The following is a 26456-nucleotide window of genomic DNA, read 5'->3' as shown; positions in this document are numbered from 1 at the left end:
AACCTAGAGCACACGCGGGAGTCCGGACGCACCGGGCTGAGAGGGAGGCTGGCGGCCTCCGACCGTCGAACCTGATCCGGGTCATGCCGGCGAAGGGAGGGGCTGGACGCCCATGTCGTCTCCACGTACGTCAGACGTCCTCGTCATCGGGGGCGGGATCATCGGCCTGGTCACGGCCTGGCGGGCCGCGCAGCGCGGCTTCGCCACGGCGGTGGTCGACCCGGCGCCGGGCGGCGGGGCCGCCCAGGTGGCGGCCGGGATGCTGGCCGCCGTCACGGAACTGCACCACGGCGAGCAGACCCTGCTCGGCCTCAACCTGGCCTCCGCCCGCCGCTATCCGGACTTCGCGGCCGAGCTGTCGGAGCTGACCGGGCACGACCTCGGCTACCGGCGCTGCGGCACGCTCGCGGTCGCGCTGGATTCCGACGACCGTGCCCATCTGCGCGAACTGCACGCCCTTCAGCAGCGGTCGGGGCTGGAGTCGGAGTGGCTGTCCGGGCGCGAGTGCCGGCGTCTGGAGCCGCTGCTGGCGCCCGGTGTGCGGGGCGGGCTGCGGGTGGACGGCGACCACCAGATCGACCCGCGGCGGCTGACCGGGGCGCTGCTGACCGCGTGCGAACGGGCCGGGGTGGTCTTCCACCGGGTGCGCGCCGAGCGGCTGACCGTCGCGGGCGAGCGCGCCACGGGCGTCGTCACCCTGGACGGGACGACGCTGGAGGCGGGGCAGGTGGTGCTCGCCGGTGGCAGCCTGAGCGGACGGCTCGCGGGGGTGCCGCAGGACGTGCTGCCTCCCGTGCGGCCGGTGAAGGGCCAGGTGCTGCGGCTGACCGTGCCGCCGCGCTACGCGCCGTTCCTGAGCCGGACCGTGCGGGCCGTGGTGCGCGGCAGCCAGGTCTACCTGGTCCCCCGGGAGAACGGCGAGCTGGTCGTGGGCGCGACCAGCGAGGAGCTGGGCTGGGACACCACGGTGACGGCGGGGGGTGTGTACGCGTTGCTGCGCGACGCCCATGAGCTGGTCCCGGGGATCACCGAGCTGCCGCTCACCGAGACGCGCGCGGGGCTGCGGCCCGGGTCCCCCGACAACGCGCCGCTGCTCGGTCCGACGGAGCTGGCGGGGTTGCTGCTGGCCACCGGCCACTACCGCAACGGCGTGCTGCTGACGCCGGTGACGGGTGACGCGATGGCGCACGCCCTGGCCACCGGGGAGCTCCCGGACGAGGCCCGTCCCTTCACGCCCCGGCGTTTCGGCGCCGCCGCACTCTCGGAGCAGCCCGCATGAACCCCCAGGAAAACGCCCACGGGAACGCCCACAGGAGCGCCGGCGTGAACATCTCGGTGAACGGGGAGCGCCGGGAGTGCGCTCCCGGTACGGCCCTCGACAGCGTCGTGCGGTCCCTGACGCCGGCGCCCTCCGGGGTGGCCGCCGCGCTCAACGAGACCGTCGTCCCGCGCGCGCAGTGGCCGTCCACGGCTCTGCGCGAGGGTGACCGGGTGGAAGTCCTCACCGCCGTCCAGGGGGGCTGAGCCATGGCCGACGATCCCTTCGTCCTCGCGGGCAGGTCCTTCTCGTCCCGGCTGATCATGGGTACGGGGGGCGCGCCGAGCCTGGAGGTGCTGGAGCGGGCGCTGGTGGCGTCCGGGACCGAGCTGACGACGGTCGCGATGCGCCGGGTGGACCCGTCCGTGCACGGTTCCGTGCTGTCGGTGCTGGAGCGGCTCGGTATCCGGGTGCTGCCGAACACGGCGGGCTGTTTCACCGCCGGGGAGGCCGTGCTGACGGCCCGGCTGGCGCGGGAGGCGCTGGGCACCGATCTGATCAAGCTCGAGGTCATCGCCGACGAGCGCACACTGCTGCCGGACCCGATCGAGCTGCTGGAGGCGGCGGAGACGCTGGTGGACGACGGGTTCACGGTGCTGCCGTACACGAACGACGATCCGGTGCTGGCCAGGAAGCTGGAGGACGTGGGCTGCGCCGCGGTGATGCCGCTGGGCTCTCCGATCGGCTCCGGCCTGGGCATCCGCAACCCGCACAACTTCCAGCTGATCGTCGAGCACGCGCGCGTGCCGGTGATCCTGGACGCGGGGGCGGGCACCGCGTCGGACGTCGCGCTGGCGATGGAGCTGGGGTGTGCGGGGGTGATGCTGGCGTCGGCGGTGACGCGGGCCCGCGAACCCGAGCGGATGGCGTCGGCCATGCGGGCCGGCGTCGAGGCGGGACGGCTGGCCCGGCTGGCCGGACGGATCCCGCCCCGCTACTTCGCCGAGGCGTCGTCGCCCGTGGAGGGCCGGGCGGTGCTGGACCCCGAGCGCCCCGCGTTCTGAGCGCCGCGCCGCTACCGTCCGGTCTCCGGACACGGGGGTCGCGGGACCCGTGGGTTGCGTCACAGGTCGGCTCCAGTCGCGCTGCGATCGCGGTGGAACCGGCGGCGGTGTCAGCGGCGGCTCGTAGACTCACCTGCGTGGACACGACCCTTCAGGACCCGCTGGTCGGGCGACTGCTCGACGGCCGGTATCGCGTAGAGGCGCGGATCGCGGTCGGCGGGATGGCCACGGTCTACCGGGCCGTGGACACCCGCCTGGACCGCGTGCTCGCGCTCAAGGTGATGCATCCGGCGCTCGCCGCCGACGCGGCGTTCGTCGAGCGGTTCATCCGCGAGGCGAAGTCCGTCGCCCGGCTCGCCCACCCGAACGTCGTTCAGGTGTTCGATCAGGGTGCCGACGGGTCGTACGTCTACCTCGCCATGGAGTACATCGCCGGGTGCACGCTGCGGGACGTCCTCCGGGAGCGCGGGGCGCTCCAGCCGCGGGCCGCGCTCGACATCCTGGAGCCCGTGCTGGCCGCGCTCGGCGCCGCGCACCGGGCCGGTTTCGTGCACCGGGACATGAAGCCCGAGAACGTGCTGATAGGGGACGACGGCAGGGTCAAGGTCGCGGACTTCGGTCTGGTCCGCTCCGTCGACACGGTGACCAGCACCACGGGAGCCGTGCTCGGCACCGTCGCCTATCTGGCCCCCGAGCAGATCGAGCAGCCCGGCGCCGCCGACCCCCGCGTCGACGTGTACGCGTGCGGGGTGGTGCTCTACGAGATGCTGACCGGTGAGAAACCTCACGACGGCGACTCCCCCGCGATCGTGCTCTACAAGCACCTCCACGAGGACGTGCCGCCGCCGTCCGCCCTCGTACCCGGGATGCCGTTCGAGCTGGACGAGCTCGTGGCGTCGGCCACCGCCCGTACCCCCGGCGTCCGGCCGTACGACGCCGTCGCGCTGCTCGGCCAGGCGCGGGAGGCGCGCGCCGCGCTCAGCGTGGACCAGCTCGACGCGATGCCGCCGCAGGCCGTCTCCGCCGGACACGACAACGCCGAGGACCGGACGAGCGTGATCCCGCGCTCGCTCACCGTCCCCCGTCCGCTGCCGGTCAACGACGACGACCCCGCGGACGGCGAGGACCCGCTCAACCGCACCTCACGCTTCCAGAGCGGGCCGCCCCTGCCGCCCCGGCGCCGTACCGCACGGCCCCGCCGCGGGGTGCTCGCGCTCGTCGCCGCCGTGCTGCTGGTGTTCGGCGTGGGCGCCGGTGTCTGGTACATCAACTCCGGCCAGTTCACCAAGGTCCCCGCGGTGCTGACGCAGAAGGAGGCGGAGGCCAGGACCCGCCTGGAGGCCGCCGGCCTCGAGGTCGGCAAGGTGCGCCACGAGCACAGCGACACCGTGAAGCGCGGCACCGTCATGGACACCGATCCCGAGCCGGGCGCCCGGATCCGCAAGCACGACTCCGTGACGCTCACCGTCTCCGACGGCCCGGAGATCGTGAAGGTGCCCGATGTGAAGGGCTCCCGCCTGGACAAGGCCGAGGAACTGCTGAAGACGGACGGCCTGGAGCCGGGACTGGTCACCAAGGCGTTCAGCGACGACGTGCTCAAGGGCTTCGTGATCAGCACCGACCCGGAGGCGGGCACGAAGCGCCACGCGGGCACCGCGGTCTCGATCGTGGTCAGCAAGGGCGCCCCGATCGACATCCCGGACGTCACCGGCGACCCCCTGGACGACGCCAAGGCCGAGCTGGAGGAGGCCGGCCTGAAGGTGAAGGTCGCCACCGGGCAGGTCACCTCCGAGTTCGACAAGGGTCTGGTGGCGACGCAGTCCCCGGAGGAGGGCGCCGAGGCGGCCGAGGGCGACACGGTGACGCTGACGGTGTCCAAGGGGCCGGAGATGGTCGAGGTCCCGGACGTGGTCGGCGCGAGCGTCGACGACGCCACGTCGCTCCTGGAGCAGTCCGGGTTCGAGGTCAAGGAGGACCGGGGGCTGCTGGGCCTGTTCGGCGACACCGTGAAGAGCCAGTCCGTGGACGGCGGCGACACGGCGCCCAAGGGATCGACGATCACCATCACCATCCGGTGACCGGCTGGTGCCGGGGCGGTGCGCGGGGCATGACACCCTGATCGGGTGAGTTCCCGAGCCCCCTTCCCCTCCCGTAATCCCGTCGGCGGTCACGTCCCCGTGGCCGGTGGTCTGCACGACGTGGGCATGTCGTACGCGCACGACCTCGGCGCCGAGACGGTCCAGGTCTTCGTCGCCAATCCGCGCGGCTGGGCCACTCCCGTCGGCAACCCGCGGCAGGACGAGGCCTTCCGGGAGGCGTGCGCGGCGCGGTCGGTCCCGGCCTACGTACACGCGCCGTACCTGATCAACTTCGGCTCGCACACCGAGGCGACGGCCGAGAGGTCGGTGGAGTCGCTGCGGCACTCGCTGCGCCGCGGGCGGGAGATCGGCGCGCTGGGCGTGGTCGTGCACACGGGGAGTGCGACGGGCGGGCGGGACCGGTCGGTGGCGCTGAAGCAGGTGCGGGAGTACCTGCTGCCGCTGCTGGACGAACTGACCCACGACGACGACCCGTTCCTGCTGCTCGAGTCCACCGCCGGCCAGGGCGCCTCGCTCTGCTCCCGGACCTGGGACTTCGGGCCGTACTTCGACGCGCTGGACGCCCATCCGAGGCTGGGCGTCTGCCTCGACACCTGCCACATCTTCGCGGCCGGACACGATCTGACCGGCCCGGCCGGTATGCACCAGACCCTGGATCTGCTGGTGGACACGGTCGGCGAGGGCCGGCTGAAGTTGATCCACGCCAATGACTCCAAGGACGTGGTCGGCGCCCACAAGGACCGGCACGAGAACATCGGCGCGGGTCACATCGGCGAGGACCCGTTCCGGGCGCTGATGACCCATCCCGCCACCGCCGGCGTACCGCTGATCATCGAGACACCCGGCGGCAAGGAGGGGCACGCGGCGGACGTGGAGCGGCTGAAGAAGCTCCGGGACGGCTGACGCCCCGCCGCGGCGGGCGGATCAGAGTTCCGGGCCGTCGCCCGGCGCCTCCTGGTACGAGTAACGCTGTTCCTTCCAGGGGTCGCCGAGGTTGTGGTAGCCGCGCTCCTCCCAGAAGCCACGGCGGTCGGCGGTCATGTACTCGACGCCGCGGACCCACTTGGGGCCCTTCCACGCGTAGAGGTGCGGAACGACCAGCCGCAGCGGGAAGCCGTGCTCGGCGGTGAGCAGCTCGCCGTCCTTGTGGGTGGCGAAGATCGTGCGCTCGGCGGCGAAGTCGGACAGCCGCAGGTTCGAGCTGAAGCCGTACTCGGCCCACACCATCACATGGGTGACGTTCGGGGCGGGCGGAGCGCTCTCCAGGATGGTGCGGGCCGGGATGCCGCCCCACTCCGCGCCGAGCATGCTGAATTTCGTCACGCAGTGCAGATCGGCCACGACGGACGTGTACGGAAGGGCCGTGAACTCCTCGTGGTTCCAGCAGCGCTTCTCACCGTCGGCGGTGGCGCCGAAGACCCTGAACTCCCAGCGTTCGGGTCGGAACTTGGGCACCGGGCCGTAGTGCGTGACGGGCCATCCGCGCTGGAGTCGCTGTCCCGGCGGAAGCTCGGACACTGCTTCTTCTCCAGATTCGCGCTCCACCGGCTGACCCATGACTCCATCCTGACAGACCCCGGACGGTGCACATGACCAGCCATGACCGGGCATATCCCGAATCGGGCAACTGCTACTAAGCATGCACTAACTTACTAAGTACGCACTTACTGGACGATCTTCGACACCGGTGCCATGCTTCGGCGGCAGCCTCCCCATCCTCACCCGATTCCCCATGCGGAAGGAGCCTCTGCGATGCAGGGCGACCCCGAGGTCATCGAGTTCCTCAACGAGCAGCTCACCGGCGAGCTCACCGCGATCAACCAGTACTTCCTGCACGCCAAGATGCAGGAGAACTTCGGCTGGACGAAGCTCGCCAAATACACGCGGCACGAGTCGTTCGACGAGATGAAGCACGCCGAGGTGCTCACCGACCGGATCCTGTTCCTGGACGGGCTGCCGAACTACCAGCGGCTCTTCCACGTGCGGGTCGGACAGACGGTCAAGGAGATGTTCGAGGCCGACCGTCAGGTCGAGGTCGAGGCGATCGACCGGCTGCGGCGCGGGATCAAGGTGATGCGCGAAAAGGGTGACATCACGTCCGCGAACATCTTCGAGTCGATCCTCGCGGACGAGGAGCACCACATCGACTACCTCGACACCCAGCTCGAACTGGTGGAGAAGCTCGGTGAGGCGCTGTACCTCGCGCAGCTGATCGAGCAGCCGGAGAGCTGAGACTCCGCCGGCTCCGCCTAGGCGGCCTCGTCGAGGTCTTCGAACTCCTCGTACTTCTCGAGTCCGGCGAGCACCGGCCTGCCCTGGTCGGCCAGGTCCCGGCGCGAACAGGCGCCGCGGCCGAGGATCGCCTGGATACGACGGACGCACGACCCGCAGTCCGTGCCCGCCTTGCAGGCGGAGGCTATCTGGCGGGGGGTGCAGGCTCCGTTGTCCGCGTGCTGCTGGACCTGCGCCTCGGTCACACCGAAGCAGCTGCAGACGAACACGCGGACTCACCTCCTGCCGAGATCAATAAGGCTAACCTAACCTTACCCGGCACGTGGCGAGCACAAAAGTGGAGTGGGGCGCGGATCGTATGTGATCCGCGCCCCATTGCCATGACCGACGGGTTACTGGTCCCGGTACATCTCCGCCACCAGGAACGCCAGGTCCAGGGACTGGCTGCGGTTCAGGCGGGGGTCACAGGCCGTCTCGTAGCGCTGGTGCAGGTCGTCGACGAAGATCTCGTCGCCGCCGCCCACGCACTCGGTGACGTCGTCACCGGTCAGCTCCACGTGGATGCCGCCGGGGTGGGTGCCGAGGCCCTTGTGGACCTCGAAGAAGCCCTTGACCTCGTCGAGCACGTCGTCGAACCGGCGGGTCTTGTGACCCGAGGCCGCCTCGTACGTGTTGCCGTGCATCGGGTCGGTGATCCAGGCCACGGTCGCGCCCGAGGCGCTGACCTTCTCGACCAGCTCGGGCAGCTTGTCGCGGACCTTGTCGGCGCCCATGCGGACGATGAAGGTCAGCCGGCCCGGCTCGCGGTCGGGGTCGAGGCGCTCGATGTACTGCAACGCCTCCTCGGCCGTGGTCGTCGGACCCAGCTTGATGCCGATCGGGTTGCGGATCTTCGAGGCGAACTCGATGTGCGCGTGGTCCAGCTGGCGGGTGCGCTCACCGATCCACACCATGTGCGCCGAGACGTCGTACAGCCGCCCGGTGCGGGAGTCGACCCTGGTCAGGGCGGACTCGTAGTCGAGCAGCAGCGCCTCGTGCGAGGAGAAGAACTCGACCGTCTTGAACTCCTCCGGGTCGACCCCGCAGGCGTGCATGAAGTTCAGCGCCTGGTCGATCTCCCGAGCGAGCTGCTCGTAGCGCTGACCGGACGGGGACTGCTTCACGAAGTCCTGGTTCCAGGCGTGCACCTGGCGCAGGTCGGCGTAGCCGCCGGTGGTGAAGGCACGCACCAGGTTGAGCGTGGAGGCGGACGCGTTGTACATCCGCTTCAGCCGCTCGGGGTCCGGGATGCGGGACGCCTCGTCGAAGTCGAAGCCGTTGACCGAGTCGCCCCGGTAGGTCGGCAGGGTCACGCCGTCGCGGGTCTCGGTGCCCTTGGAGCGCGGCTTGGAGTACTGGCCGGCGATCCGGCCGACCTTGACGACCGGCACCGAGGCCGCGTACGTCAGCACGGCGCCCATCTGGAGCAGCGTCTTCAGCTTGTTGCGGATGTGATCGGCGGACACGCCGTCGAAGGCCTCGGCACAGTCGCCGCCCTGGAGAAGGAACGCCTCTCCCTTGGCGACGGCCGCCATCCGGGCGCGCAGCTGGTCGCACTCGCCCGCGAAGACGAGCGGCGGATACGACTCGAGGTCCGCGATCACTGCGCGCAGAGCCTCGGTGTCGGGGTACTCGGGCTGCTGCGCCGCGGGCAGGTCTCGCCAGGTGTTGCCAGCGCTGGCGCTGGTCTTAGCGTTCACGGTCACGCCCTCCACATTACGGGGTCGTGTCGAGTCGTTTTCTCCCGGCTCGACAGGTGAGACGCCCCTGCGCTCAGGTGCGCGTGGGGTAAGGTGCCTCGCATGTTCGCGCATTCGACCCAGAACTGGTGGTGGACCGCTCATCCGGCGGCCCACTGACTGCGCGTACGCAAGACTTCGCGAAGGCCGCCCGAGGGCGGCCTTCGGCGTGTCCGGGGCCGTTCCTCACCGATACCGACATCGATCGACACCGCGATCGACGGAAGAGGAACCCATGGACCTGGCACAGCTGCTGCACGACGACCGCCCGTTCGCCCTGCTCCGCCGCCGCACCCCCGGCCATGACGCGGACACGGTGGAGGTGCTGCTCGGCCCCGTCGACACGTACGACCGGCTCGCCGACCTGCCCGACGAGGGCCTGGCGCTCGTTCCCTTCCGGCAGATCCGCGAACGCGGTTTCGACGTCCGCGACGACGGCACCCCGCTGGCGGTGCTGGTTCCCGAAGAGCGCCACGTCCTGCCCCTGGCGGAGGTCCTCGACCGGCTCCCGGCCCGGGACGTGCGCGTGGAGGACGGCGGCTTCGACGTGGCCGACGACGAGTACGCGGAGATCGTCGGGCGGGTGCTGCGGGACGAGATCGGCCGGGGCGAGGGGGCCAACTTCGTGATCCGGCGGACGTACCGGGGGCGGATCCCGGGGTTCGGCCGGGCCGAGGCGCTCGCCCTCTTCCGACGGCTCCTCGAGGGCGAGCGGGGTGCCTACTGGACGTTCGTCGTGCACACCGGGGAGCGGACACTGGTGGGCGCCAGCCCCGAGGTGCACGTGCGGATGTCCGGCGGCACGGTCGTGATGAACCCGATCAGCGGGACGTACCGCTATCCCGCGGAGGGTCCGACGCCCGAGCGGCTGCTCGACTTCCTCGCCGACGGCAAGGAGATCGAGGAGCTGTCGATGGTCGTCGACGAGGAGCTCAAGATGATGTGCACCGTCGGTGACATGGGCGGGGTGGTGATCGGGCCCCGGCTGAAGGAGATGGCGCACCTCGCGCACACCGAGTACGAGCTGCGCGGCAAATCCTCGCTGGACGTGCGGGAGGTGCTGAAGGAGACCATGTTCGCGGCGACCGTCACCGGCTCGCCCGTGCAGAACGCCTGCCGGGTCATCGAGCGGCACGAGGTCGGCGGGCGGGGCTACTACGCCGGTGCGCTGGCCCTGCTGGGCAAGGACTCGGGCGGGGCGCAGACCCTCGACTCCCCCATCCTCATCCGCACCGCCGACATCGACGCGGCCGGACGGCTGCGGGTGCCGGTGGGGGCCACGCTCGTCCGCGGGTCGGATCCGGCGGGCGAGGTCGCGGAGACGCACGCGAAGGCGGCGGGGGTGCTGGCCGCGCTCGGCGTCCGGCCGGGCCGGCCCCGCACGGACGGGGTGCGGCCCCGGCTGGCCGACGACCCCCGGGTGCGGGCGGCGCTGGACGGACGGCGGGCCTCGCTCGCGCCGTTCTGGCTGCGGATGCAGGAGCGGACGGACGAGCTGACCGGGCACGCGCTCGTCGTCGACGGGGAGGACACCTTCACCGCGATGCTCGCGCACGTGCTGCGGTCGAGCGGTCTGGAGGTGAGCGTCCGGCGCTACGACGAGCCCGGGCTGACGGAGTCGGTGCTCGCGCACGAGGGGCCGGTCGTGCTGGGCCCCGGCCCCGGCGATCCGTCCGATCTGGGCGACCCGAAGATGCGGTCGCTGCGGGAACTGACCGCGCGGGTGATCCGGGAGCACCGGCACGGCGTCCTCGGGGTCTGCCTCGGGCACGAGCTGATCGCGGCGGAGCTGGGGCTGGACATCGTACGGAAGGAGGTGCCGTACCAGGGGGCCCAGACGACCGTGGACCTGTTCGGGCGGGCGGAGACCGTCGGGTTCTACAACAGCTTCGTGGCGGTGTGCGACGACGAGGCGCTGCGGGAGCTGGCCGCGCACGGGGTGGAGGTGAGCCGGGCCGCGAACGGCGAGGTGCACGCGCTGCGCGGGCCTCGCCGTGCCGAAGGCGCGCCCCTCAACGCGGTCGCCGGGGTCCAGTTCCATCCGGAGTCGGTGCTGACGATCAACGGGGTGTCCGTGGTGCGGGAGTTGCTGACCCGGGTATGCGCGGAGCCGCGGCCGGCCCGTTAGCGGTCCGGCGGCGGCCTGTCAGCGGTCCGGCGGCGGCCTGTCAGCCGAAGAACACGCCGACCTCCGTGTAGAGCGCCGGGTCCACCGTCTTCAGTCTCGCGGTGGCCTCGGCGATCGGGACGCGGACGATGTCCGTGCCGCGCAGGGCGACCATGGTGCCGAAGTCGCCCTCGTGGACGGCGTCGATGGCGTGCAGGCCGAAGCGGGTGGCGAGCCAGCGGTCGAAGGCGCTCGGCGTGCCGCCGCGCTGGACGTGGCCGAGGACGGTCGTACGGGCCTCCTTCCCCGTCCGCCGTTCGATCTCCTTGGCGAGCCACTCGCCGACACCGGACAGCCGGACGTGCCCGAAGGAGTCCAGCGACCCGTCCTTCAGGACGACGTCGCCGTCCCTTGGCATCGCGCCCTCGGCGACGACCACGATCGGGGCGTACGAGGCCCGGAAGCGGGAGGTCACCCAGGCGCACACCTGCTCGATGTCGAAGCGCTGCTCGGGGATGAGGATGACGTTGGCGCCGCCGGCCAGGCCCGAGTGCAGGGCGATCCAGCCGGCATGGCGGCCCATCACCTCGACGACCAGGACCCGCATATGGGACTCGGCGGTGGTGTGCAGCCGGTCGATGGCCTCGGTCGCGATGCCCACGGCGGTGTCGAAGCCGAAGGTGTAGTCGGTGGCGGACAGGTCGTTGTCGATGGTCTTCGGGACGCCGACGCAGGGCACCTGGTACTCGTCGCAGAGCCGGGCGGCGACCCCGAGGGTGTCCTCGCCGCCGATGGTGACGAGGGCCCCGATCCCCTGCCGGGCAAGGGTGTCCTTGATCCGGCGGATGCCGTGCTCCTCCTTGAGGGGGTTGGTCCGCGAGGAGCCGAGGATCGTGCCGCCGCGGGGCAGGATGCCGCGTACGGCGGGGATGTCGAGGCGGATCGACCTCCCTTCGAGGGGGCCCCGCCAGCCGTCGCGGAACCCGACGAACTCATGGCCGTACTCCTGGACGCCCTTGCGGACGACCGCCCGGATGACGGCGTTGAGGCCGGGGCAGTCCCCGCCCCCGGTCAGTATTCCGACGCGCATGGAAGTGTCCCTTCGCCGCGGTTGGCCGACGAAGGTCACGGTAATGGTGATCCAGGTCACACAGATATGCCCCGGCGGGTGCAATTCCGTTGAACCGCCGGGGAATTGACCGCGGCGGCCGTCGCCGCCCGTCAACTGCTCGTCGGCTACTCGTCGTCGAGGCCGCGCTCTATCGCGTACCGGACCAGTTCCACCCGGTTGTGGAGCTGGAGCTTGCCGAGGGTGTTCTGCACGTGGTTCTGGACCGTGCGGTGCGAGATGACGAGGCGTTCGGCGATCTGCTTGTAGCTCAGGCCCTTGGCGACCAGCCGCAGCACCTCGGTCTCCCGGTCGGTCAGCCGGGGCGCGTTCGGTTCGTCACCGCCGCCCGCCGCGGGGCCCGGGTCGGAGGCCAGCCGGCGGTACTCGCCGAGGACCAGGCCGGCCAGGCCCGGGGTGAACACCGGGTCGCCGACGGCCGTGCGGCACACCGCGTCCAGCAGCTCCTCCGTGGAGGCCGACTTCAGCAGGTAGCCGGTCGCGCCGGACTTCACCGCTTCCAGCACGTCGGCGTGCTCACCGCTCGCCGACAGCACCAGGACCCGCAGGGCCGGGTTCGCCGCGACGACCTCCTTGCAGACCTGGACGCCGGGCTTGGCCGGCAGGTTCAGGTCCAGCACCAGCACATCGGGCGTGGTGGCCTTGGCCCGGCGCACGGCCTGCTCGCCGTCGCCCGCGGTGGCGACCACGTCGAGGCCGGCCTCGGCGAGGTCCCGGGCGACGGCGTCGCGCCACATGGGGTGGTCGTCGACCACCATGACCCTGATCGGATCCTGCTGCCTGCTCATCGCTGTCCCGCCTTCCCCCGCCGCACGTTCTTCTCCTTCGGCACCGTCAGTTCGACCTCCGTGCCCTGCCCCGGGGTGGAGATCAGCTCGGCGCTGCCGCCGAGGTCCCGCAGCCGGCCCCGGATCGACTGGGCGACCCCGAGCCGCCCCTCGCCCTCGGCCTGCGCGAGCCGCCCCTCGGGGATCCCGGGCCCGTCGTCGCGCACGGTGATGATCACCTCGTCGGGCTCGTCCTCCACCAGGATCCAGGCCCGGGCGTCCTCCCCGGCGTGTCTGCGTACGTTGTCCAGGGCGGCCCCGACCGCCGCGGCCAGCTCCCTCGCGGCGGGCGCCGGCAGCAGCACCGGGGCGCCCGGCTCGGCGAGGTTGACGCGGGCGGCGGCGAAGCCGGCGAGCAGCGAGCGCAGGTCGACCGGGCCGGACTGCTCCGCCGGCTCCTCGACCGCCCGCACGACGGCACCCTCGGCCGCGTCCCGCGACACCCGCGACACGGGCACGAGGCCACCTGCCACCAGGGTGCGCAGCGCGACCTCCTGCTCGCCGGCCATCCGGCCCAGTTCGGCCGCCTCACCGCCGAGGACCGCGCCGCGCCGCTGCACCATGGCCAGCACCTGGAGCACGCCGTCGTGGATGTCCCGGGCGAGCCGCTCCCGCTCCCGGGTCGCGGCCTCGATCTCCAGCGCGCGGGCGAGGGTGCGCTCGGAGGCGCGGGCCACCTCGACGACGTAGCCGATGGCGATGGAGGCGACCCAGACGAGGATCACGTTGTGGACGGTGTCGCGGGCCGGCGTACCGCGCTCGGCCAGGTTGGCGACCGCGACGGCCGTGGACGCGAACGCCGCCCAGCGCCAGCCGCCCTTGATGGCGAACGCCAGGACGGAGCCGGCGGTCCATATCGACGGCAGCGTCGGACCGCCCGACTGGATGCGCTCGTGGGTGTCGGCGACGGTCGTGAGCAGGATGCCGGTGAGCGCGACGGTGAGGTCGGCGGCGAGGAAGCGCTTGGTGCAGCTCGCCGCGCTCGCGACCTTGGGCAGGGTGGCCACGGTCCAGACGGACAGGACGCAGTAGTAGCCGACGGCCACCCAGGGCCGGGCGAACCCGTCGTACGCGGTGGCGAAGAACCCCACCGCGTACAGCATGGTGAGCACCCGGTAGCCGGCGAGCGCACGCCACAGCGGCACCTCGACCGACATCTTCATGACTCTCTCGCGCCTGGCCATCCGTCCCCCGCCCCCGGGCCCCGACTACCGACTACCGGCTTCCGCCCACCGGCCTACTGCTCTTTGTCCTTCTTCGCCTGGTCCTTCTCGGCCTGCGCGAGCGCCGCCTTCGCGGCCTTCTCGGCCTCCCTTTCGGCCTTCGCCGCCTCCGTGAGCTGCCGCTTGGCGGCGGTCGCGTAGATGTCGACGTACTCCTGGCCGGAGAGCTTCATGATCTCGTACATGACCTCGTCGGTCAGCGCGCGCAGCACGAAGCGGTCGTGGTCCATGCCCTGGTACCGGGCGAACTCCAGCGGCTTGCCGATCCGGATGCCCGGCCGCATGATCTTCGGCAGCACCTTCCCGGGCGGCTGGATCTTCTCGGTGTCGATCATCGCGACCGGGATCACGGGCGCGCCGGTGGCGAGCGCCACGCGCGCGAGGCCGCCCGGCTTGCCGCGGTAGAGCCGGCCGTCCGGCGAGCGCGTGCCCTCCGGGTAGATACCGAACAGCTCGCCCTGCTCGAGCACCTCTATGCCACTGCGGATCGCCGCCTCGCCGGCCCCGCGCCCGCCGGAGCGGTCCACCGGGAGCTGGCCGACGCCCTTGAAGAAGGCCGCCGTCAGCCGGCCCTTCACCCCGGGCGTCGTGAAGTACTCCGCCTTCGCGATGAAGGTCACCTTGCGGTCGAGGACCGCGGGCAGGAAGAACGAGTCCGAGAAGGACAGGTGGTTGCTCGCCAGGATCGCGGGGCCCTCGGCGGGAATGTTCTCGAGGCCTTCCACCCAGGGCCTGAAGGTGACCTTCAGCGGTCCCCCGATAGCGACCTTCATCGCGCCGTACAACAAGCGAGTGCCTCCTGTTTGTGTCGCACAGACCTTAACCCGGAGTGGCCGCAAAGGCTCCGACGACCCTGGTCGGTGTCAGTGCGGTCGCGTACGGTGAAGCAGACGTCCCTCCCACGAAGAACAGACGAAGACAGGAGACCGAAGGTGCCGGTCCTTCCTGGAGCCGAGCCGTACCGCCATGAGGGCGGAGAGGTCGGAGTGCTCCTCTGTCACGGCTTCACCGGTTCCCCGCAGTCGCTGCGCCCCTGGGCGCGGTACCTGGCCGGGCAGGGCCTGACCGTCTCGCTGCCGCTGCTGCCGGGACACGGCACGCGCTGGGAGGACATGGCCCTGACCGGCTGGCCGGACTGGTACGCGGAGGTGGACCGCGAGCTGCGCGCCCTGCGCGACCGGTGCTCCCGGGTGTTCGTGGCCGGCCTGTCCATGGGCGGCGCGCTGGCCCTGCGGCTCGCCGCGAAGCACGGGGAGGGGGTGGACGGCGTCATCGTCGTCAACCCGGCGAACAAGGTGCACGGCCTCTCCGCGTACGCCCTTCCGGTGGCCCGCCATCTCGTCCGGACGACGAAGGGGATCACCAGCGACATCGCGAAGGAGGGCGTGCTGGAGAGCGGGTACGACCGGGTGCCGCTGCACTCGGCGCACTCCCTGCGCGCCTTCCTGCGGATGATCGACGGCGAACTGCCGCAGGTCACCCAGCCGCTGCTGCTCCTGCACAGCGTCCAGGACCATGTCGTACCGGCCGCCGACTCGGCCCGGGTCCTGGGCCGGGTGTCCTCGACGGACGTGACCGAGATCCTGCTGGAACAGAGCTACCACGTGGCAACGTTGGACCACGATGCGGACCGGATCTTCGAGGAGAGCTACGCGTTCATCGCCCGGATCGCGCCCAGTGTCGGCAAGGAAGGGACGGCCGTAGGTGGCTGAGCACGACTCCGACCGTGAGGACCGGGAGAACCGGGACGAGCGGGACGGCCCGGAGGGCCGCGCGCCGGAGGAGCAGAGCGTGCCCTTCGACGAGGCCGCCGCGTGGGCGGCGATCGTCGCGGGTTATGGCGAGGAGCCGGCCGACCCGCCGGGCGCCAAGCCGTTCAAGTCGGTCGAGGACCTGGCGCTGCTCGAGGTCGGGACGAACGACGAGGAGTCCGGGGCGGAATCCGGTCAGGAACCCGCGAAGGAAACGGCGAAGGACCCCGCCAGGGAGCCCGGCGAGGAGAAGGAACCGGCCCAGCCGCTGGGCGGCTCGATCGCCTTCGCGCCCGGGGTCGGCCCGCGCGACCACACGGCGCCCGAACCGTCCGAGGACGACTTCGACGGGGACGACGAGGGCCACTTCGTCCCGCCGGAGCCGCCGCCGCTGCCCGCCGCCGACACCACGGCCAAGTTCGCCTGGCTCGGGGTGATCGGCGGGCCGTTGCTGCTCCTGCTCGCGGTGCTGCTGGGCTGGGAGATGACGTGGTGGCTGTCGACCGTCGGCATCGGCGGTTTCCTCGGCGGCTTCGCCACCCTGGTGATGCGGATGCGCACGGACGACGAGGAGGACGGGGACCCCGGGCGGGGAGCGGTCGTCTAGGTCACGGGAATCCTGAGGGCGGCAAGGACCGGAAGGTGGTCCGTGGCCGCCCTCAAGTCGCTTTCGGTGACCCCGGGAAGCCCGGTCGGCACCCCGCAGCCGAGCACCTCCACACCCTTCGTCACGAAGATCCCGTCGATGCGGCGGTTCGGCCCGGAGGACGGGAAGCTGTGCTCACCGCCCCAGGGCGCCGCGGTGCGGCAGTCCTGGAGGGCGGCGGCCAGCCGGCCGAAGGTGCGGCCGCCCGGGCTCTCGTTGATGTCGCCGCCCGCGACCGCGTGCTCCACGCCCATCCCGGCCAGGCGGTCGAGCAGCATGCCCGCCTGCTCGTAGCGCTCGGCGGCGGTCAGGCCGAGGTGGCAGCCGACCACGCCGAGCCGGACACCCGCGAAGCGGACCACGGCGGTCGCCAGGCCTCGCCGGAACTGGCCGGGGGTGAGCGGCAGCAGGACGTCCTCGGTGCGTTCGACGGTCGCCCGCAGCGAGCACAGGACGGCCGGGCCGGCCGCCGTGCCGCCCCCCGTGAGGATCACCTGCCCGGAGGTGGCCGCGAGCCGGGCGAGTTTCTTGCGCCAGCGGAAGAAGAGGGGCGCCTCCTGGACGAGGGTCAGGTCGGGGGCGCAGGCCGTGATCACCCGCGCGAGGGCGTCGGTGTCGTCCCGCAGGGAGCGGACGTTGTAGCTGAGGACCCGGATGACGGCCGAACCGTCGGGCTCGGTGCGGGAGTTGGGTAGCGGCGAGGTCGTCGGCATAGCGATCAAGATACGCCGCTCCGTCCGCTACGTCCGGAAAAGCGAACGGGGGCCGCGAACGGCCCCCGTGTTGACGCTTGTGCCGCACGACCGGCCGTACGAGAAGCGGTACGACCAGCCGTACGAGGAGTGCGAGCAGAACAAGGCAGAACAAGTAGTACGAGTACGGCAAGTAGGGCGACTACATGATCGGGTCGGGTTCTCTCGCCAGGTCCGCCGCCCCCACCAGGCCCGCCTTGTTGCCGAGCCGGGCCGCGATGACGTCGGCCACCGGGCGCCAGTTGCCGCCGACCAGCCAGCGCTTGTAGGACTTGCGGATCGGGTCGAGGACCAGCTCGCCCTCGTCGGAGAGACCGCCGCCCACGATGAAGGCGGAGGGGTCGAAGAGGGAGGCGAGGTCGGCGAGGCCGGCGCCGGCCCAGCGGGCGAGCTCGCGGTAGGAGTCCACGGCTACCGGGTCGCCCTGACGGGCGGCCATGGAGATGTGCTTGCCCTCGATGCCGTCGGGGTTGCCGTCGCCCAGCGACAGCAGGATCTCGGCGTTCTCGGGAGTCGCGTTGGCACGCTGCTTGGCGTAGCGCACCAGGGCGCGGCCGGAGGCGTACTGCTCCCAGCAGCCCTGCGAGCCGCAGCCGCACAGCAGACCGTCCGGCACCATGCGGATGTGGCCGAACTCCGCGGCGACCCCGAAGTGGCCGCGGCGCAGCTTGTTGCCGATGATGATGCCGCCGCCGAGGCCGGTGCCCAGGGTGATGCAGATGACGTTGCGGTGGCCCTTGCCCGCGCCGAACTTGTACTCACCCCACGCCGCGGCGTTGGCGTCGTTCTCCACCACTACGGGGAGACCCACGCGGGCCTCTACCTCGTCCTTCAGCGGTTCCTGGCGCCAGTCGATGTTGGGCGCGAAGTAGACCGTCGAGCGCTGGCGGTTGACATAGCCGGCGGCGCCGATGCCCACCCCGACGATGTCGTGCCCCGCGCGTGCGCCCTCCACGGCGGAGGCGATGGCGTCCACGATGCCCTCGGGCGTGCCCGGGGTCGGCACCTTGTAGGTCGAGAGGATGTTGCCTTCCTCGTCGACCACGCCGGCCGCGATCTTCGTGCCGCCGATGTCGACGCCGATGGTGAGTCCCATGAATCCCTCAGTTTCGGTCGAGCCCCGCTACGGCCAACCGTACCCGAGGCCCTGCCCCCGGACGGCTTCAGTCCAAGTCGATGCGCTGGCCGGGACCGGTGTCGTCGCCGTCGCGGCCCGGGTCGCGCGGGGCGCTCCCCGGGTCGTTCGCTCCGGTCGTCCAGCGTTGTTCCTGGCTCTGGACGGCGGACCGGTACGCGGCGAGGAGTTCGGTGCCGGCGGCCGCGAGGTGGTCGAAGACGTCCGGGTTGCGTTCGATGACGGGCTCCACGGCGGCCTTGGCCTGCTGGACGACCTGGCGGACCACCTGCTGCGCCGCGGGTCCGGCGACCGCCCCGAGCAGCGGGGACTGCATGGAGGACAGCTTGTCGCCGACGGCGTCGACGAGCTTGCGCAGTTCCTCGGCGGCCGAGCCCGGGGGCCGGTCGTCCTGGCCGCGGCGGCGGGCCTTCTCCGCCGCCAGGTCCTCGGCGGCGGCGGTGGCCCAGGCGTCGGCGTCGGTCGCGCGGTGCTCGTCGAAGCCCGATGTCCCGGTGGGCTCCCCGGCGGCGTCGGGCGTGGGGCGCTCTTCGCTCATGGCGGACTCCTGATGACTCCTGGTCGACGACGCCTGATGACGGCTCGTCCCTACGACGTTACCCGAACGGCGGAACGTCGTTCAGTGGCCGCGCGGCCAGAGCCCCGGATCCGGCGCGAACCGCACGCACAGCTCGCCGTCGCGCAGCGCGGCGCCGTCGACGGTGCAGCGGCGCAGCACGGAGGGCAGCGCGACGATACGCCGGAACGGTCCGGCGGTGACGACCAGTTCGTCGCCGCGCCGGACGAGGTCGAGCTCGTCGCGTATGGCGCCGGGCAGCGGGAGGTGCCAGACGAGCACGCCGTCCTGGGCGAGCCGGTCGGCCACGGGCCACTCGACCGGGGAGGTCGCCGGGTTGACGGTGGGCACGGTGAGCGCGGCGAGGTCGTCGGCGCCGCGGGGGTCGTGCCCCAGGTGGGGGACGGGACGGGCCTCCTGGCCCCACTCCTCCAGGGCCTTGCGCTGCTGGGTGACGAGCCGGCCGAGCAGAGCGTCGTCGCCCGAAGCCTCCGGCAGGACGCGGTTGGCGACGAGCGACTCGACGGGCAGGGCGCGCAGGGCGAGGCCGAGGCGGGCGTCGCGGACGGCGTCGGCTCCGGCCGGTCCCGGCTCGGCGACCAGGCGTACGGCGGTGCCGGGGTCGGCGAGGACGGCCTCGACGGCGGCCAGCTCCATGTCCCAGCGGGCGGTCGTCTCGTACAGCCACTCGGCGGGCATCGGCACCCCGGCGAGACGGCCGAGCATCGGGCGCAGGGCGCGGGCCGCCTGCCGTTCCGGCGGGAGCAGCCGGCGCAGGTAGCGGCGCAGCTCCTCCGGGAGGGCCAGCAGGGCGAGGGCCTGCGAGACCGGCGGCAGGTCGACGACGAGGAGTTCGTGCAGGTCACCGCCGTCGGCGAGGGCGGCGTCGCGCAGCGCGCGCAGCAGGGTCAGCTCCTCGGCGCCGGGGAGGGGCGTGACCTCCTCCGGGTCGAGCCGGGAGGCGCCGAGCAGGTCGAGGACGGTGGAGGCGCGGTCCTGGAAACCGGCGAGATCGTCCCGGAAGCCGGCGCCGGCGTCGGGGCGCCAGGCGGTGAGACGCGGGGCGACCGGGACGGGGCTCGCTCCGGTCCGCACGCCGAGCGCCGCGCCGAGGGTGTCGGTGCGGTCGGCGCTGAGGACGAGGGTGCGGGTGCCTTCCGCTGCCGCGCGCTGTGCGGTGGCTGCCGCCACGGTCGTGCGTCCGCTGCCGCCTGGGCCGGTGATCAGGATGGTGCGCATGAGGGTGAACCGTAACGGAGGTCGAGGCGGCCCCCGACCTCCTCACGCCGCACCCCACCGGCCGACGGACGAACGCCCGGCACCGCCGGCACCGCCGATTCCGGCCACCCGGCCGGTCGTGCGTGGTGGTGCCTGCGGCCGGTCGGCTTCCGGCATGCGACCTGCATGCTTCCAGCCTGCGGGGGGGGCGGCTACTTCTCGGGGGCCTCGACGCCGGCCTCGCCCGACTCCACGCGCTTCTTCAGGCCGGCCAGGGCGCGGTCGATGATGACCTTCTCGGCCTTGCGCTTGATCATGCCCAGCATCGGGATCTTGACGTCCACGGTCAGCTGGTAGGTGACCTCGGTCGCGCCCGCGCCGACCGCCTTGAGGAGGTAGGAGCCGTCGAGCTGGCGCAGCATCTGGGACTTCACCAGCGTCCAGGACACCTCGTGCTCGCCGGTCCAGGTGTAGCCGAGGACCTGGTCGTCCTTGATGGCGCCGGCGTCCATGACCAGGCGGACCTGCTCGGCGCGACCCTGCCCGTCCGTCCCGAGGACCTCCGCCTGCTTCACCTCTCCGGTCCAGTCCGGGTAGCGGGCGAAGTCGGCGATCACCGCCATGACCTCAGCCGGTGCCGCCTCGATCGTGATGCTCGAGCTGGTGTGTTCCGCCATCGCCGTGGCTCCTCCAGATGCGGGCCGGTACAGGTAGACAAGAGGACACCGTGCGCCAGCCGCCGCGCCCGTGTGTGCAGCGTGAAGGCTACCGCGCGCCCGACCCCCCGCCTTCACCCGGAGTCGGGACACCGGCCGGGCGGCGTCGGGTCACCACTCCAGTGCCCACGGCTTCCCGCTGCCCGCGAAGTGCCCCACGTTCACGCACTCGGTGGCGCCGACCCGCATCCGGCGGGCGAGCGGCTGGTGGACGTGCCCGAAGAGCGCGTAGCGGGGCCGGGTGCGGCGGATGGCGTCCAGCAGCGCCCGGCTGCCCCGCTCGAAGCGGCGGGCCACCGTGTCGTAGACGAGTTCCGGCACCTCGGGCGGGATGTGGGTGCACAGCACGTCCACCTCGCCCACGGCCTCGATCTTCGCCGCGTACTCCTCGTCGCTGATCTCGTAGGGCGTGCGCATGGGCGTCTTCAGACCGCCGCCCACGAAGCCGAAGACCCGGCCGCCGATCTCCACCCGCTCGCCGTCCAGGACGGTCGTGCCGGGTCCGGCGAACTCGGGCCACAGCCGCGGCATGTCGACGTTGCCGTAGGTGGCGTACGTCGGGGTCGGGAACGCCGCGAACAGCTCGGCGTACTGCTTGCGGACCCCCTGCTCGATCAGGGCGGCCCGGTCGCCGTCGACTCCGCCCCAGAGCCGGCGGCCGAGCTCGCGGGCCTCCTCGAAGCGGCGGGCGGTGCGCAGTTCGACGAGACGGTGGGCGTTCTCCTCCCCGAAGAGGTCGGGGAAGATCCCGCGGGAGTGGTCGGCGTAGTCCAGGAACAGGACCAGGTCGCCGAGACAGATCAGTGCGTCCGCGCCCTCTCCGGCCCGGGCCAGGTCGCGCGCGTTGCCGTGCACGTCGCTGACCACGTGGACGCGTGTCCGGCGGTTTCCGGGCGGTGTGGATGCCATGGCGATCAAGGGTAGGCGTGTGCGGCATACGTGAACAGTGGCGACCCGGATACCGGTTACTGGCCAGTCAGTAAAGCGGTGGACTACTGTCGGCCGGGAAACACCAATCTGTGTGACGCAGCAAACATCTCGCCGGACCCCCCTGTCGAAGACGCCATACCGACGGGTAACGTCCGGGCAGTCCAGTCGTGCTCAGGATTTCAACCATCGAGATCCGTCGAGGTCCCGAGCACAGTCCCGAGCCTTTGGACCGCATCGTCGCAGCACACAACGTCGTGGCGCCGGCGCCCTATGAGGAGCAGCAGTCTTGCGCGAGTTCAGCCTTCCGGCTTTGTACGAGGTCCCTGCGGACGGCAATCTGACCGACATCGTCCGCAGAAACGCCGCGCAGCATCCCGATGTCGCCGTCATCGCCCGCAAGGTGGCCGGCGCCTGGCAGGACGTGACGGCCACGGCCTTCCTGGCCGAGGTGCACGCCGCCGCCAAGGGCCTCATCGCCTCCGGCGTCCAGCCCGGCGACCGGGTCGGCCTGATGTCGCGCACCCGCTACGAGTGGACGCTGCTCGACTTCGCCATCTGGTGCGCGGGCGCGGTCACCGTGCCGGTGTACGAGACCAGCTCCCCGGAGCAGGTGCGGTGGATCCTCTCCGACTCGGGCGCGACCGCCGTCGTGGTCGAGCTGGACAGTCACACGGCGGCCGTGGAGTCGGTGCGCGAGTCGCTGCCGGCGCTGAAGCACGTGTGGCAGATCGAGGCCGGAGGTGTCGAGGAGCTCGGGCGGCTCGGCAAGGACGTCTCCGACCAGGTCGTCGAGGAGCGCAGCTCGCAGGCCAAGGCCGACGACCCGGCGACCATCGTGTACACGTCCGGCACGACGGGCCGTCCCAAGGGCTGTGTGCTGACCCACCGCAGCTTCTTCGCCGAGTGCGGGAACGTCGTGGAGCGCCTGCGGCCGCTGTTCCGCACGGGCGAGTGCAGCGTGCTGCTCTTCCTCCCGCTCGCGCACGTCTTCGGCCGGCTGGTGCAGATCGCCCCGATGATGGCGCCGATCAAGCTGGGCATGGTCCCGGACATCAAGAACCTCACCGACGAGCTGGCGTCCTTCCGGCCGACGCTGATCCTGGGCGTGCCGCGGGTCTTCGAGAAGGTCTACAACTCGGCGCGCGCCAAGGCGCAGGCCGACGGCAAGGGCGCGATCTTCGACAAGGCGGCGGACACCGCGATCGCCTACAGCAAGGCGCTGGAGCTCCCGGCGGGCCCGTCGCTCGGACTGAAGATCAAGCACAAGGTCTTCGACCGGGTGGTCTACAGCAAGCTGCGCGCGGTCCTCGGCGGCAAGGGCGAGTACGCGATCTCCGGTGGCGCCCCGCTGGGCGAGCGCCTCGGTCACTTCTTCCGCGGCATCGGCTTCACCGTCCTGGAGGGCTACGGCCTGACGGAGTCCTGCGCCGCCACCGCCTTCAACCCCTGGGACCGGCAGAAGATCGGCACGGTCGGTCAGCCGCTGCCCGGCTCGGTCGTGCGGATCGCGGACGACGGGGAGGTGCTGCTGCACGGCGAGCACCTGTTCAAGGAGTACTGGAACAACCCGGGCGCGACCGCCGAGGCGCTGGCCGACGGCTGGTTCCACACCGGTGACATCGGCACCCTCGACGAGGACGGCTACCTCCGGATCACCGGGCGCAAGAAGGAGATCATCGTCACGGCGGGTGGCAAGAACGTCGCGCCGGCCGTGATCGAGGACCGGATCCGCGCGCACGCGCTGGTCGCGGAGTGCATGGTTGTGGGCGACGGGCGGCCGTTCGTGGGCGCGCTGGTCACCATCGACGAGGAGTTCCTGGGCCGCTGGGCTTCCGACCACGGCAAGCCGGCGGGCTCGACCGCGGCGTCGCTGCGCGAGGACACCGACCTTCAGGCGGCCATCCAGTCGGCGATCGACGACGGCAACGCCGCGGTCTCGAAAGCGGAATCGGTGCGGAAGTTCCGCATTCTCCCCTCCCAGTTCACGGAGGACTCGGGCCACCTCACGCCGTCGCTGAAGCTCAAGCGCAATGTGGTGGCGAGGGACTACGCGGGCGAGATCGAGGCGATCTACGCCAAGTAGCGGCTGGTCAAAACCTCCTGACGGTGCGTCATGGCGCGGTGTCCTCCACGAGGACCCGCGCCATCGTGCGTTCGGCGAGCGCGGTGATGGTGACGAACGGGTTCACCCCGATGTTGCCGGGCACCAGCGAGCCGTCGGTGACGTACAGCTTCGAATACCCCTTCACCCGCCCGTAGTCGTCGGTCGCCTTGCCCAGCACGCAGCCACCGAGCGGGTGGTACGTGAAGTCGTCGGCGAACACCTTGTTGGACGAGCCGAAGAGGTCGTAGCGGTAGATGGTGGCGTTCGCCGCGTTGATCCGGTCGAACAGCTTCTTGGCCATGCCCGAGGCGACGGCGCTCTGCGCGGCGCTCCAGCCGAGCTTCACCCCGCCGGAGGAGGCGTCGTAGGTGAACGCGGCCCGCTGCGGGTTCTTGGTGATCGCCAGATAGAGGCTGACCCAGTGCTCCAGTCCCATGGGCAGCGGGGCGATCTCCGCGAAGACGGGGTTGGCGGTGTTCGCCCAGTCGTCGATGCCCATGACCGGCATGGTCGACTGGTCGGCGCCGACGGTGTCCCACAGGTGGTTGGCCCGCCCGAGCATCACGTTGCCGTTGTTCCCCCAGCCCGCCCCGACGGATCCGTCCAGCGCGGGCAGCGTGCCCGTGTCCCTGGCCCGGACGAGGAGTTCGCTGGTCCCGAGGCTGCCGCCGCCGAGGAACAGGTACGTGCAGCCGTACTGTTTGGTCTCGACGACCTTGCCCGTGGCGTCGATGCGGTCGGCGGTCAGGAGATAAGTCCCGTCGTTGGCCCGGCTGATCCCGCGCACCTTCTCCATGGTGTGGATCGTGACGTTCCCGGTGCCCAGCGCCGACGCCAGATACGTCTTGTCGAGGCTGCGCTTCCCGTAGTTGTTGCCGTAGATGACCTCCTGCCCGAGGGCGGACTTCGTCGCCGTGCCGGCCGCCTCGCGCTGCATGTAGGCGAAGTCGTAGACGCTGGGCACGAAGGTGGTCTTCAGGCCCGTGTTCGCCGCGTGCTTGCGGGAGACGCGCGAGAACCGGTACCACTCGGTCGACTCGAACCAGGCGGGGTCGACGGTGTTGACGCCGAGCATGGCGCGGGCGCGCGGGAAGTACGTCGCGTACATCTCCGCCGCGTCGACGGTGGGGAACTGCTCGGCGAAGTAGGACTGGAGCGGGGTGACCGCCATGGAGCCGTTGACCAGGGAACCGCCGCCGACCCCGCGGCCCACGAAGACGGACATGTGGTCGAAGTGCACGCGGTCCAGGACGCCCGGGTAGAGGCTGATGTCCTTGTTGACGACGTCCAGCCACAGGAACGAGGCCAGCGGCGCCTCGGTGCGGGTGCGGAACCACATGGACCGCTGATCGGGGTTGGCGGTGTTGCAGAAGACCTTGCCGTCTGCGCCGGCGGTGTTCCACAGCCGGCCCATCTCGATCACGAGGGTGCGGATGCCGGCCTGGCCGAGACGCAGGGCGGCGACGGCGGCGCCGTAGCCGGAGCCGACGACGACGGCGGGGGCGGATTCGACCGCCGCGGGCTCCGCCGCGCGGGCCGACTGGAGGCCGACGCGGGTGAAGCCGAGCGTGGCCGCCGTCTGGAGGGCGGCCATGCCAAGGATTTGACGTCTGGTCAGCTGACTACCCGTCAGCTGACGCTGTATCAGTTTTGCTGTCATGTGCGCAGCATCGGCGGATTATCCGCCTCCGCCTAGGCCGCGGAGGGAAAAGCTAGAGCAACGTCTTCAACTTCTCCGCCAGCAGGTCCCACCGCCACCTCTCCTCCACCCAGCCACGCCCGCGCTCCCCCATCCGGCGGCGCAGCTCCGCGTCCCCGAGCAGCGCGACGATGCGCTCGGCCGTGTCGGCCGGGGAACCGCCCCGCACCACCCACCCCGTCTCCCCGTCGAGCACCGCGTCGGGGGCCCCGCCCGAGTCCCCGGCGACGACGGGCAGCCCGGTCGCGGACGCCTCCAGATAGACGATCCCCAGCCCCTCGACGTCGAGTCCGCCCCGCCGCGTCCGGCACGGCATCGCGAAGACGTCCCCGGCGCCGTAGTGGGCGGGCAGCTCCGACCAGGGCACCGACCCGGTGAAACGCACCGCGTCCGCCACCCCGCGCTCCCGGGCGAGCCTGCGCAGGTCCTTCTCGTACGGCCCGCCCCCGACGATCAGCAGGACCGCCTCCGGCTCGGCCGCCAGGATCCGCGGCATGGCCAGGATCAGCGTGTCCTGGCCCTTGCGCGGCACGAGCCGGGAGACGCACACCACCACCGGCCGGTCGGTCAGCCCGAGCCGCGCCCGCACCTCCTCGCCGCCCGACCCCGGGTGGAAGGTCTTCTCGTCGACGCCCGGCGGCAACTGCACCATCCGCCCGGCCGCCCCGGCGCTCAGCGCGGTCGCGATCCGCGAGCGGGTGTACTCACCCAGATAGGTGATCGTGTCCGTGCTCTCGCCGATCCGGCCGAGCAGCTGCCGGGCGGCGGGCAGCTGCGCCCACCCGGCCTCGTGCCCGTGGGTGGTGGCCACCAGCCGCTCGGCACCCGCCCTGCGCAGCGCCGGCGCCATCAGCCCGAGCGGCGCGGCCGCCCCGAACCACACCGACGTGCACCCGTGCTCCCGCAACAGCCCGACGGCCCGGCGGGTCGCCCCGGGCGTCGGCAGCAGCATCGTCGTGGAGTCCCGTACGACGGTGAAGGGCTGCTCGGCGTCGAAGGCGGCCGTCGCCTCGACACCCTCGCGGGAACGCTTCCAGGTGGACGCGTAGACGACGAGCCGGTCGGGGTCGAGCCGCAGCGCCATGTTGTGCAGGAACGCCTGGATGCCGCCCGGGCGGGGCGGGAAGTCGTTCGTCACGATCAAGGTCTTGTGCATCGCAGCCGACCCTATCCAAACGCCGTTCACAGCCGCGCCCGACCGCGCCTCACAGCCCTGCGGGAGATCATGGGCG

The 26456-nt window shown here is 71.6% G+C and carries 26 protein-coding genes and 1 riboswitch; of the genes, 11 read left to right on the top strand and 15 right to left on the bottom strand.

Annotation, left to right across the window (positions count from 1 at the left end; translation table 11 throughout):
• Positions 1-4: 4 nt before the first annotated feature.
• A riboswitch (TPP riboswitch) is annotated at positions 5-115 on the top strand.
• The 5 genes from thiO (at position 113) to OG440_RS27435 (ending at position 5324) form a co-directional block, all read left to right on the top strand.
• A complete protein-coding gene (gene thiO, locus OG440_RS27455; protein ID WP_406009451.1) occupies positions 113-1279 on the top strand; it encodes a glycine oxidase ThiO in 1167 nt (388 codons plus the stop codon). It overlaps the preceding riboswitch by 3 nt.
• A 44-nt stretch (positions 1280-1323) precedes the next feature.
• The gene (gene thiS / locus OG440_RS27450; protein ID WP_406011470.1) at positions 1324-1524 is read left to right on the top strand and encodes a sulfur carrier protein ThiS; all 201 of its coding nucleotides are present in this window, start codon (positions 1324-1326) and stop codon (positions 1522-1524) included.
• A 3-nt stretch (positions 1525-1527) separates the two neighbouring features.
• The gene (locus OG440_RS27445; RefSeq protein WP_406009450.1) at positions 1528-2322 is read left to right on the top strand and encodes a thiazole synthase; all 795 of its coding nucleotides are present in this window, start codon (positions 1528-1530) and stop codon (positions 2320-2322) included.
• A gap of 137 nt (positions 2323-2459) precedes the next feature.
• Positions 2460-4400, top strand: a complete 1941-nt coding sequence (gene pknB / locus OG440_RS27440; protein ID WP_406009449.1) for a Stk1 family PASTA domain-containing Ser/Thr kinase — start codon at positions 2460-2462, stop codon at positions 4398-4400.
• Between the two features lie 45 nt (positions 4401-4445).
• Positions 4446-5324, top strand: a complete 879-nt coding sequence (locus tag OG440_RS27435; protein ID WP_406009448.1) for a deoxyribonuclease IV — start codon at positions 4446-4448, stop codon at positions 5322-5324.
• A gap of 21 nt (positions 5325-5345) precedes the next feature.
• Here OG440_RS27435 and OG440_RS27430 read toward each other — a convergent pair whose 3' ends face one another.
• Positions 5346-5978, bottom strand: coding sequence for a sulfite oxidase-like oxidoreductase (locus OG440_RS27430; RefSeq protein WP_406009447.1), 633 nt, complete (start codon positions 5976-5978; stop codon positions 5346-5348).
• A gap of 195 nt (positions 5979-6173) precedes the next feature.
• Between OG440_RS27430 and bfr the strand changes: the two genes are divergently transcribed.
• Positions 6174-6653 (top strand): bacterioferritin, encoded by a 480-nt coding sequence (gene bfr / locus OG440_RS27425; RefSeq protein ID WP_406009446.1) that lies wholly within the window; start codon positions 6174-6176, stop codon positions 6651-6653.
• Between the two features lie 17 nt (positions 6654-6670).
• Here bfr and OG440_RS27420 read toward each other — a convergent pair whose 3' ends face one another.
• Together OG440_RS27420 and OG440_RS27415 are read right to left on the bottom strand one after the other, a co-directional pair.
• Positions 6671-6922: a bacterioferritin-associated ferredoxin gene (locus OG440_RS27420; RefSeq protein ID WP_406009445.1), complete on the bottom strand. Its 252-nt coding sequence runs from the start codon at positions 6920-6922 to the stop codon at positions 6671-6673.
• 123 nt (positions 6923-7045) lie between these two features.
• Entirely contained in the window at positions 7046-8398 is a 1353-nt protein-coding gene (locus OG440_RS27415; RefSeq protein WP_406009444.1) for a class II 3-deoxy-7-phosphoheptulonate synthase, read from the bottom strand.
• A gap of 96 nt (positions 8399-8494) precedes the next feature.
• Here OG440_RS27415 and OG440_RS27410 point away from each other — a divergent pair, with 96 nt between their 5' ends.
• A complete protein-coding gene (locus tag OG440_RS27410) occupies positions 8495-8551 on the top strand; it encodes a trp operon leader peptide (protein ID WP_071528813.1) in 57 nt (18 codons plus the stop codon).
• Between the two features lie 115 nt (positions 8552-8666).
• Complete coding sequence (locus OG440_RS27405) at positions 8667-10559, top strand: anthranilate synthase family protein (protein ID WP_406009443.1); 1893 nt, start codon at positions 8667-8669, stop codon at positions 10557-10559.
• A 40-nt stretch (positions 10560-10599) separates the two neighbouring features.
• Here OG440_RS27405 and OG440_RS27400 read toward each other — a convergent pair whose 3' ends face one another.
• The 4 genes from OG440_RS27400 to OG440_RS27385 form a co-directional block, all read right to left on the bottom strand.
• Positions 10600-11628, bottom strand: a complete 1029-nt coding sequence (locus tag OG440_RS27400; protein ID WP_406009442.1) for a 6-phosphofructokinase — start codon at positions 11626-11628, stop codon at positions 10600-10602.
• A 146-nt stretch (positions 11629-11774) separates the two neighbouring features.
• The gene (locus tag OG440_RS27395; protein ID WP_406009441.1) at positions 11775-12455 is read right to left on the bottom strand and encodes a response regulator; all 681 of its coding nucleotides are present in this window, start codon (positions 12453-12455) and stop codon (positions 11775-11777) included.
• On the bottom strand, positions 12452-13678 hold the full coding sequence (macS, locus tag OG440_RS27390; RefSeq protein WP_406009440.1) for a MacS family sensor histidine kinase: 1227 nt from the start codon (positions 13676-13678) through the stop codon (positions 12452-12454). Before macS ends, OG440_RS27395 begins: the two co-directional genes overlap by 4 nt.
• Positions 13679-13731: 53 nt before the next feature.
• A complete protein-coding gene (locus tag OG440_RS27385) occupies positions 13732-14490 on the bottom strand; it encodes a lysophospholipid acyltransferase family protein (protein WP_406009439.1) in 759 nt (252 codons plus the stop codon).
• Positions 14491-14649: 159 nt separating this feature from the next.
• Here OG440_RS27385 and OG440_RS27380 point away from each other — a divergent pair, with 159 nt between their 5' ends.
• Both OG440_RS27380 and OG440_RS27375 read left to right on the top strand, forming a co-directional pair.
• Positions 14650-15429 (top strand): alpha/beta hydrolase, encoded by a 780-nt coding sequence (locus tag OG440_RS27380; RefSeq protein WP_406009438.1) that lies wholly within the window; start codon positions 14650-14652, stop codon positions 15427-15429.
• Entirely contained in the window at positions 15422-16075 is a 654-nt protein-coding gene (locus OG440_RS27375; RefSeq protein ID WP_406009437.1) for a hypothetical protein, read from the top strand. The genes OG440_RS27380 and OG440_RS27375 overlap by 8 nt, the downstream gene beginning before the upstream one ends.
• On the opposite strand, the gene OG440_RS27370 is transcribed toward OG440_RS27375, so the two are convergent.
• From OG440_RS27370 to OG440_RS27345, 6 genes are all read right to left on the bottom strand, one after another.
• The gene (locus tag OG440_RS27370; protein WP_406009436.1) at positions 16072-16827 is read right to left on the bottom strand and encodes an endonuclease/exonuclease/phosphatase family protein; all 756 of its coding nucleotides are present in this window, start codon (positions 16825-16827) and stop codon (positions 16072-16074) included. The genes OG440_RS27375 and OG440_RS27370 overlap by 4 nt on opposite strands.
• A gap of 181 nt (positions 16828-17008) precedes the next feature.
• Positions 17009-17962: an ROK family glucokinase gene (locus OG440_RS27365; protein ID WP_384119058.1), complete on the bottom strand. Its 954-nt coding sequence runs from the start codon at positions 17960-17962 to the stop codon at positions 17009-17011.
• 67 nt (positions 17963-18029) lie between these two features.
• Entirely contained in the window at positions 18030-18539 is a 510-nt protein-coding gene (locus tag OG440_RS27360; RefSeq protein WP_406009435.1) for a DUF5304 domain-containing protein, read from the bottom strand.
• An 81-nt stretch (positions 18540-18620) separates the two neighbouring features.
• Positions 18621-19796 carry an ArsA family ATPase gene (locus OG440_RS27355; RefSeq protein ID WP_406009434.1) on the bottom strand — a complete coding sequence of 392 codons (1176 nt, stop codon included), beginning with the start codon at positions 19794-19796 and terminating at the stop codon, positions 18621-18623.
• A gap of 191 nt (positions 19797-19987) precedes the next feature.
• Complete coding sequence (locus OG440_RS27350; protein ID WP_406009433.1) at positions 19988-20452, bottom strand: SRPBCC family protein; 465 nt, start codon at positions 20450-20452, stop codon at positions 19988-19990.
• A 150-nt stretch (positions 20453-20602) separates the two neighbouring features.
• On the bottom strand, positions 20603-21358 hold the full coding sequence (locus tag OG440_RS27345) for a metallophosphoesterase (RefSeq protein ID WP_406011469.1): 756 nt from the start codon (positions 21356-21358) through the stop codon (positions 20603-20605).
• 349 nt (positions 21359-21707) lie between these two features.
• Between OG440_RS27345 and OG440_RS27340 the strand changes: the two genes are divergently transcribed.
• Positions 21708-23504 (top strand): AMP-dependent synthetase/ligase, encoded by a 1797-nt coding sequence (locus OG440_RS27340; protein ID WP_406009432.1) that lies wholly within the window; start codon positions 21708-21710, stop codon positions 23502-23504.
• Between the two features lie 28 nt (positions 23505-23532).
• On the opposite strand, the gene OG440_RS27335 is transcribed toward OG440_RS27340, so the two are convergent.
• Both OG440_RS27335 and OG440_RS27330 read right to left on the bottom strand, forming a co-directional pair.
• A complete protein-coding gene (locus OG440_RS27335) occupies positions 23533-25119 on the bottom strand; it encodes a GMC oxidoreductase (RefSeq protein ID WP_406009431.1) in 1587 nt (528 codons plus the stop codon).
• A gap of 118 nt (positions 25120-25237) precedes the next feature.
• Positions 25238-26380 (bottom strand): glycosyltransferase family 4 protein, encoded by a 1143-nt coding sequence (locus OG440_RS27330; RefSeq protein ID WP_406009430.1) that lies wholly within the window; start codon positions 26378-26380, stop codon positions 25238-25240.
• Positions 26381-26456 lie beyond the last annotated feature (76 nt).

It is taken from the genome of Streptomyces sp. NBC_00637 (assembly GCF_045161545.1).
In the GTDB taxonomy this organism is placed as follows: Bacteria; Actinomycetota; Actinomycetes; order Streptomycetales; family Streptomycetaceae; genus Streptomyces.
The sequence above is the reverse complement of the archived record's forward strand: the minus strand, read 5'-3'. Positions and strand labels throughout refer to the sequence as shown.

Bases quoted from the DNA above. Each gene is read 5' to 3' on its own strand.
- thiO (WP_406009451.1), top strand. From the start codon at position 113: ATGTCGTCTCCACGTACGTCAGACGTCCTCGTCATCGGGGGCGGGATC.
- OG440_RS27445 (WP_406009450.1), top strand. From the start codon at position 1,528: ATGGCCGACGATCCCTTCGTCCTCGCGGGCAGGTCCTTCTCGTCCCGG.
- OG440_RS27430 (WP_406009447.1), bottom strand. From the start codon at position 5,978: ATGGGTCAGCCGGTGGAGCGCGAATCTGGAGAAGAAGCAGTGTCCGAG.
- bfr (WP_406009446.1), top strand. From the start codon at position 6,174: ATGCAGGGCGACCCCGAGGTCATCGAGTTCCTCAACGAGCAGCTCACC.
- OG440_RS27405 (WP_406009443.1), top strand. From the start codon at position 8,667: ATGGACCTGGCACAGCTGCTGCACGACGACCGCCCGTTCGCCCTGCTC.
- OG440_RS27400 (WP_406009442.1), bottom strand. From the start codon at position 11,628: ATGCGCGTCGGAATACTGACCGGGGGCGGGGACTGCCCCGGCCTCAAC.
- OG440_RS27395 (WP_406009441.1), bottom strand. From the start codon at position 12,455: ATGAGCAGGCAGCAGGATCCGATCAGGGTCATGGTGGTCGACGACCAC.
- macS (WP_406009440.1), bottom strand. From the start codon at position 13,678: ATGGCCAGGCGCGAGAGAGTCATGAAGATGTCGGTCGAGGTGCCGCTG.
- OG440_RS27385 (WP_406009439.1), bottom strand. From the start codon at position 14,490: ATGAAGGTCGCTATCGGGGGACCGCTGAAGGTCACCTTCAGGCCCTGG.
- OG440_RS27370 (WP_406009436.1), bottom strand. From the start codon at position 16,827: ATGCCGACGACCTCGCCGCTACCCAACTCCCGCACCGAGCCCGACGGT.
- OG440_RS27365 (WP_384119058.1), bottom strand. From the start codon at position 17,962: ATGGGACTCACCATCGGCGTCGACATCGGCGGCACGAAGATCGCGGCC.
- OG440_RS27360 (WP_406009435.1), bottom strand. From the start codon at position 18,539: ATGAGCGAAGAGCGCCCCACGCCCGACGCCGCCGGGGAGCCCACCGGG.
- OG440_RS27355 (WP_406009434.1), bottom strand. From the start codon at position 19,796: ATGCGCACCATCCTGATCACCGGCCCAGGCGGCAGCGGACGCACGACC.
- OG440_RS27350 (WP_406009433.1), bottom strand. From the start codon at position 20,452: ATGGCGGAACACACCAGCTCGAGCATCACGATCGAGGCGGCACCGGCT.
- OG440_RS27335 (WP_406009431.1), bottom strand. From the start codon at position 25,119: ATGGCCGCCCTCCAGACGGCGGCCACGCTCGGCTTCACCCGCGTCGGC.
- OG440_RS27330 (WP_406009430.1), bottom strand. From the start codon at position 26,380: ATGCACAAGACCTTGATCGTGACGAACGACTTCCCGCCCCGCCCGGGC.